Source organism: Paraburkholderia sp. J10-1, assembly GCF_905220165.1.
GTDB lineage: Bacteria > Pseudomonadota > Gammaproteobacteria > Burkholderiales > Burkholderiaceae > Paraburkholderia.
Map to the genome: position 1 here is coordinate 1 of NZ_CAJMYW010000041.1, position 6364 is coordinate 6364.

Below are 6364 nucleotides of genomic sequence, written 5' to 3' on the forward strand. Positions count from 1 at the left end.
GAGCGCCCCCGTGCCGCCCAGTGCCTGCGCCGTAACGACACGGCCCGCGGCGATCAGCGGCGAGTCGTCGCCGAGCAGCAGCTTTTGCACGGCGGCGTCATACGCGGCGAGACCTTCGATCGGGAGATAGCCGCGCGGCAGACCGGCTTCCACGCGCGCCTTTTCGGCTTCGCGCACGGCGCGCAGCAGCGGAATCTTGCCTTCTTCGTTGGTGTACACGCCCACGCCGAGGTTCACCTTGGTCGCGCGCGCATCGGCGTTATAGGCTTCGTTCAGACCCAGGATCGGGTCGCGAGGGGCAAGGCTTACGGTTGAAAAGATAGACATGTCCTGTAGGCGATAAACAGTTAGAAGGTCTTTGCCGAACCCCGGTTACACCTCGAAGAATTGACTAGGTGACCAAGGTGAAAATGAAGAATCGTAAAGTTTCTGTCGAGAAACAAAGGCTATTTCTGCGTGGCAGGCTTGAGATTGTATCTAGACGAAAATTGTCGGTCGTAGAATTTTCTTCCAAATTGAAGTGCAGCTGCACAACATTATGGAAATTTTTGCTCGATCATTTTGGATACGATTATCGGCCAATTCATTCAAGCTAGGAGCAGCTGATGAACGCTATCGAGGCGACAGCGAAGCGCGAGCAGATTGTGGGAGAACTGGCAGCTGCACTTTCAACCGATACGACCCTGCGCCCTCTTGATTTGCTTCCTGCATTGCGCAAGTTGCTGAAATGTGCCACTCCTTTGGCGGAGGTGCTTACGGATCGCCAGAGAACGGGGAGCGGCGAGCGATACGAACGCGATATTCTCTATACCCATCCCGACGGTCATTTCTCCATCATGTTGCTTACGTGGCAACACGGGCAGCGCAGTCCTGTCCATTGCCACTGGACGTGGTGCGGGTATCTGGTGCTTCAGGGCACACTGTCGGAGGACCATTTTGGATGGGAGGAGGACAAGCTGGTGCAGGTTGGTGGAAAACTGCGAAGGGTTGGAGACATTGTTGTTGGGGAGTCGAGTCTGCATGATGTTCATCGTCTTGGAAACCTCCACCAAGAGACCGCAGTATCGCTCCACATCTATGGTGTCGGAAAAGAACTTATTCCGACGCATATCAACCGTGTGTTCGATTGCTTCGCGTGGTCGAAGTCAGCGGATGCCTGAGCCGGCATTCGATCCGATATTCCACTAAGATTCTTTTGAATATCGGCCGAACAAGTCGGAGAAACAAGCGATTGCGGTGACGCACACGCGTTGCTGGGTGGTGGCGGTGTTGATTGGTGCATTCGGCGCGAAGACCGATGGGCGGCGGCTCGAGGAATTGAATGCCTAGTTCGGCGCGCTATCACGCTCGACCACCGGAACAGCGCTAAAACCTATGGAGGCGCAGCGCATTAGTGGTTGCGTGATCCCTTCGCGTGGTCGAACATCCGATTGGTGAATGAAGGTGGCGGCAGAAATCGCACGGGGCTGTGCGATCCGACGCCTTGAGATGGACATCCAGATCTCGAGGAGCGCGGGGTGAAGCGCCGTTTCTCAAGCGTTGGTTCGCATAATTTTGTTCCGTTTGCAGTACCGGCAGATGGCACCCCAAACACATATCGGGATCAACCTACTGTATCGTTGGTTCTTTGGCCTGGCAATGGTTGACGAGGTGTGGGCGCCCACGGTCTTCACGAAGAACCGATATCGGCTGATCAGACACGATGCGGTGATCGAATTTTTCAACGAGGTGGTGGCCATCGCTCAGAAGAAGCTGCTCTCGGGCGAGCACTTTAGCGTTGACCGTACGTTGATCCAGGCGTGGGCTGGACACAGGAGCTTTGTACGTAAGAACGGTGACGATAAGGACAACGACGGTGGCGCCGCGGACGACTTCAAGGGCGAGAAGCGCAGATCAACTGCACACCTCGGGATATGAGAAGCGAAGCGAGCGGCCATTTGACCTCTGCCGAGCATTCACTACGGGTACACCGCAGCTGCATCAAGCCTTTCAAGGCGATAGCCATAGCCGTAAATCGGGACGATACAATAGCCGTTCTCTGGCCGAAGGCCGAGTTTGACTCGTACGGTGGAAATGTGTGTATCGAGCGTACGGGTGGGAATGTCAGTCAGTTGCTTCCATACCGCCGCACGGATTTGAGTTCGCGATAGCGGTCGCGCAAGATTGCGAAAGAGTAGTAGCGAGAGCTGGAACTCCTTCCGGGTAACCGGCAAGCATGTGCCGTGGCGAAAAAGCTTACCCTCCTGAATATCGAACAGGTACTCGCCAAACTGCTGCGAGGTCGCCGCCGCTTCCTGCTGGCAAGTCCGGCGCAAAAGCGAAGAGACGCGCGCGAGAAGCTTGCGGGCGGCGATCGGTTTAGTGACGTAGTCATCGGCGCCGGCGTTCAGCGCATAGACAGCGTCTTGCGCGCGCGTGCGGCTTGTCATGAGAAGCACAGGCAGATTCGAGTCGACGTTATTGCGGATCCAGGCAAGTACAGCATCACCCGGAATGTCAACGACGTTCCAGTCGACTATCACGAGGTCAAAAGTCTCCCGCTGCATCCAGTGAATCAGCGCGCGGCCCTCGGCAAACACATGGCAGTCGTGGCCGGCGGCGGTCAGCGCCTCGTAGACGAATTGCGACTGGCCAGGGTCATAGTCCAGAACCGCTATACGCATAGTGATCAAATCCAGGATCGTAGTGCGTAGGTCGCACCTTCATTGGACAGCCGATTTGTACTGACTGAGCGCACCGGCTAATTCTCACTGCACCTTTGACCGATGTATATATTGTCGATTTTGCGGTGCTTGCAACTGCAAGGACATGCGCGGTTGAGTCGGCGTTCATCGGCGGGCGGCCATACATTCGTTGCGATTGAAGGTTCGCTTCTGGTCCCGCGGAACGAAGCCTCGATCCACAATGCAGCGTCGTGGCTGCCGGTTGCGGCTCTGGCGTTTGGCCATGCACACGAGCCGCCATTTGCCTGGAACACGGTATGACGCTGAGAATGCGACGCGGGAGCCAAGGCTTGAACTCTTCATTATGGCGGGAATATCACAAGGATAAAGAGGGATTAGCTGGAAGGAGGGTAGGGAAATCCTGAAAAGAATTGGCACCGGTACGCCTGCACCTGAAAGTGATCATACGTGAATGGAAGCGGAAATGAGTCAACATCAACGTTGATGTCCCGGGGTTGCCAACAGCGTTGTGTCCCGTAGCTCGTACAGGCGATCATTGATATAAAACGGTATCTGATTTCTTGAGAGTCCCATCCGGTCCAAAAAGAAAACTGACGTCGGTTCTGCGAACATTTGTGGATGCATACGGCCCGAAATTTGACATCACTCTGTCCCAAAATGGTGGTTTGTCCGTGAATGCGTAAACCAGAAACGTCGATCCATCCGGTATGGTGTTTGTCGATGATGGGGTTCCCAGCTTCCAGATTACGTATTGCTGAGTTGTCGCGCCGATTGTGAATTCCGACATACTCTCTAGTTTTATTTCATTTTCCGTCGCAGCCGCAGCACACTCTGCCAGCATGCACGTGAACGCGATTGACAGAGTCAGACTGGCTCCCAGGCTTCTCATTGCCTACCTCCAAATAATTTCCCAAGTGACTTTTGTGCTTGTGCAAGCCGGATTCGAAACAAGCATTCTGTGGTTGAAGTTCGATCAAGGAAACAAATAGCGTTTATTGCTTTGTCTTACATCGACCATGTTGCCATTCACCAGACAAGACTATCGGGCTTCCGTGTACATCGACGCGAGGCGTCGGCGAACCTGTCGAATGCATTGCACGAGCGTCGTTTTCGGGAAGCGTCCCAAGCGCAATGGTAAAATAAGAGAGGCCTGCAATCAGTCCTGCAATCGCGCCTAAGAAAACTTCAAAGGATTCCGCCCGTCGCAAGAGGTGAAGAGATGCCGCTATCAGCGATAGAAATGCGGCGTCTAGCGCTAGTGTCCAGATCGTCGGGTACGCACGCGACGAAAACAGGTCGAGGATCGTGCCGACGTCTTGGTCGATGATATATGCCATCTCTCTGCGCTTGTCTTGACGGTAGGAATCGGGCCATGCAGTAGTGGATAACGCACTCAGCCGCTTTGCGATAAGAACCCGAGCTTCGCACGTCGACAGAAATACTTTTAGTGTCGACAGAATTCACGGTTGATATTCTGGCCGATTCATGGAAGGCTTATTCTTGGGTGTGTCGATATTGCTCTTGGATGGGAATCCTTCGGTGAGTCCTGGCACCTCGCCTGAAAATACCGTTGCAATAACGAGCACACAGAAGAGGGCCGTGAAGATCGGGATCGTCCAAACCAGTAGCCTGCGGGATCTCCGCGTGGCGCGGGGTTGGAGTTGGGTGGAAGAATTCATCGTGAAAATGGCCTGTATGGATGGCGTCGTCGAACGGGTTCTAACTGCCTGATCTCACATCAACTGTTCTTCAAGACGAGGGGCCCAGCAGACCAGGTTTGTCACCGGTACGGTTGAATCAAAGTTGGCCAACTATTACCCTATATACGCGGAGCACCATCCGCCGTAGTTTGTCTGCCGCCCATGTGAGCCAGCAACGTATAACTAGCCAACTCATTTTCTGGCTTCGCGAGGCGGCTGTTGCGCTTCCCCGGATACGGAAAGTCCTTGTTGCGCAATGGTCGGCTGACGTGTGTTTATATCGTGCGCTTCAGGATAGAAGTCAATGAAGACCACCATGTAGATCAGTGCGGCGAAAAGTCCAGTCCACGTCCCCCATATGTCACGCGCTTCGGCACCGGCAAGGAAATGAAGTGGAATGCCAACCAGCAGATAAGCGGCAACGAACACGAGCACCACCATCACGGGCGAAGGGAGGGGCAGTGCGAAGAGGGACGCGATTCCAGACATTTAGCGCTCCGTCAGCCGACTTGGTTACCTGCGATACCGGATGCACTGCAAGGGCTTTGCGCGCACAGTGGCTCACACGCCAATGAACCACTGTGTCGCGCGACGTGTGTTTGCTCACCGGAGCTGAGCGACCAGCGCGTCGGCGCCCTTGTCGATCCCTGCTTTCGCTGCACCGAGTGAGCCAAAACTCGCGACCAGGTTCATGGCGTTTGGATACTGCCTTGTTACGTAGGCATTCAAAAGCTTGTTGTCTGACGCGTCGTAAATCTCGACTGCGTACGAAACAGAGCCGCCAAACATCGCCTTACCGCCGCGAACGGCCTGCACACCGTTATAGACGTTTCCGCCGATGTCGAAATGTGTGAACTGACCAAGCACGGGTTTCGTGGTCTCGGCACCCGTGAGGATCAGCTTGACGCGGAGCGTGCCCGGGCCGGGCTGCGTCGTCGAGGCAAATCTCGTCCCGAGTTTCTGAGTGAAAGACTTCTGGAGGTAAGTGGCCAGCGTTGCCCTGTCGGCGTCGCTGATATCGCCGAACTGGCTGTCAGCACCGTTATAGACCGTGGCCGTGTCGACGATTACCCTGGAGTAGGCTTGCCAGTTCACCGTCGTCGAGTAGTTGTACGGAATGCGTCCGGTATCGTCGTGCGCATTTGCCTTCAGGTACGAAGACGACGGAATGCCGGAATAGGCGACGGGTTGAACGCCGGCACAACCTGCCAGCGAGAGAAACGACAGCGCGAACAGCAGGTGGCGAGCATTCTTGGTGATTGTCATTTTGGGTCTCATGAGAGATACACGGCTGCAACGGAAATGATGAACGGCATGAACAAAGGCGTCTGGGCGGTTTGATCTACGACGTCAGCATCTCCGCTGTGTTCGCGGAATAACAAAGCCGTCCAGACGGTTCGTTTTCTATGCAAGGTGAAGAACTGGAGCGAAGTCTAGCACGAGATACAGAGAAAGCAAAACGTCTGGACGGTTTTTTTATCGAGCCGTATACTCCCGGTCCAGGATGCAGATATTGTGCAAGTGGGCTACCGGAAGCAAGGCACGTTCGATCGCGCCATTTCAGCCCTCCATAACTTTGGGGACAAACTTTTGGCCAGGCAGGAGCGTTCAGAACAGACCCGCAATGCGATCATCGAGGCGGCGTTGACCGTCCTCGCCCGCGACGGGACGGCGAGGCTGACATTTGAGGCTGTCGCCCGGGAATCAGGTCTGAGCAAGGGGGCCGTCACGCATCACTTTCGCTCCAAGGCTGATCTGTTCAAGGGTGTACTCGCATATCGCAACGTCAGTTTCGAACAGTTCCGGCGCAACTATCAGCAATCGCGTCCGAAGGATGCCCCACAGCAAGCGCTCTCACTCGAGATTGCGGCATTGCGCCAGATGGTGGACGAGAACCGCTCACCTGCGCGGGCAGTCCTTTCGATCCTTGTGGATGATCCGAGCCCTATGGCGTTTTTCCGGGAACGGTTCGCCGGGCAG

The 6364-nt window shown here is 55.2% G+C and carries 6 protein-coding genes and 1 pseudogene; 3 read left to right on the plus strand and 4 right to left on the minus strand.

Going from position 1 to position 6364, the window contains the following annotated elements; all coding sequences use genetic code 11:
• Window positions 1-327: aminotransferase class I/II-fold pyridoxal phosphate-dependent enzyme (locus U5A65_RS40445; protein WP_321949673.1), on the minus strand; the 327-nt coding region annotated here is incomplete at its 3' end.
• Window positions 328-605: 278 nt separating this feature from the next.
• On the opposite strand from U5A65_RS40445, the gene U5A65_RS40450 reads away from it, so the two are divergent.
• Together U5A65_RS40450 and U5A65_RS40455 are read left to right on the plus strand one after the other, a co-directional pair.
• Window positions 606-1160, plus strand: coding sequence for a cysteine dioxygenase family protein (locus tag U5A65_RS40450; protein ID WP_321949675.1), 555 nt, complete (start codon window positions 606-608; stop codon window positions 1158-1160).
• Window positions 1161-1521: 361 nt separating this feature from the next.
• Window positions 1522-1905 (plus strand): annotated as a pseudogene (locus tag U5A65_RS40455) (transposase); the annotation flags it as partial.
• 53 nt (window positions 1906-1958) lie between these two features.
• Here the strand turns inward: U5A65_RS40455 and U5A65_RS40460 are convergent.
• The 3 genes from U5A65_RS40460 to U5A65_RS40470 form a co-directional block, all read right to left on the minus strand.
• The gene (locus U5A65_RS40460) at window positions 1959-2663 is read right to left on the minus strand and encodes a response regulator transcription factor (protein WP_321949677.1); all 705 of its coding nucleotides are present in this window, start codon (window positions 2661-2663) and stop codon (window positions 1959-1961) included.
• Window positions 2664-4576: 1913 nt separating this feature from the next.
• The gene (locus U5A65_RS40465) at window positions 4577-4873 is read right to left on the minus strand and encodes a hypothetical protein (protein ID WP_321949679.1); all 297 of its coding nucleotides are present in this window, start codon (window positions 4871-4873) and stop codon (window positions 4577-4579) included.
• A 114-nt stretch (window positions 4874-4987) separates the two neighbouring features.
• Window positions 4988-5650: a DUF3313 domain-containing protein gene (locus U5A65_RS40470; RefSeq protein WP_321949681.1), complete on the minus strand. Its 663-nt coding sequence runs from the start codon at window positions 5648-5650 to the stop codon at window positions 4988-4990.
• Window positions 5651-5899: 249 nt separating this feature from the next.
• Here U5A65_RS40470 and U5A65_RS40475 point away from each other — a divergent pair.
• Window positions 5900-6364, plus strand: a 465-nt coding sequence (locus U5A65_RS40475) for a helix-turn-helix domain-containing protein (protein ID WP_321949683.1), incomplete at its 3' end; no start/stop codon positions are given.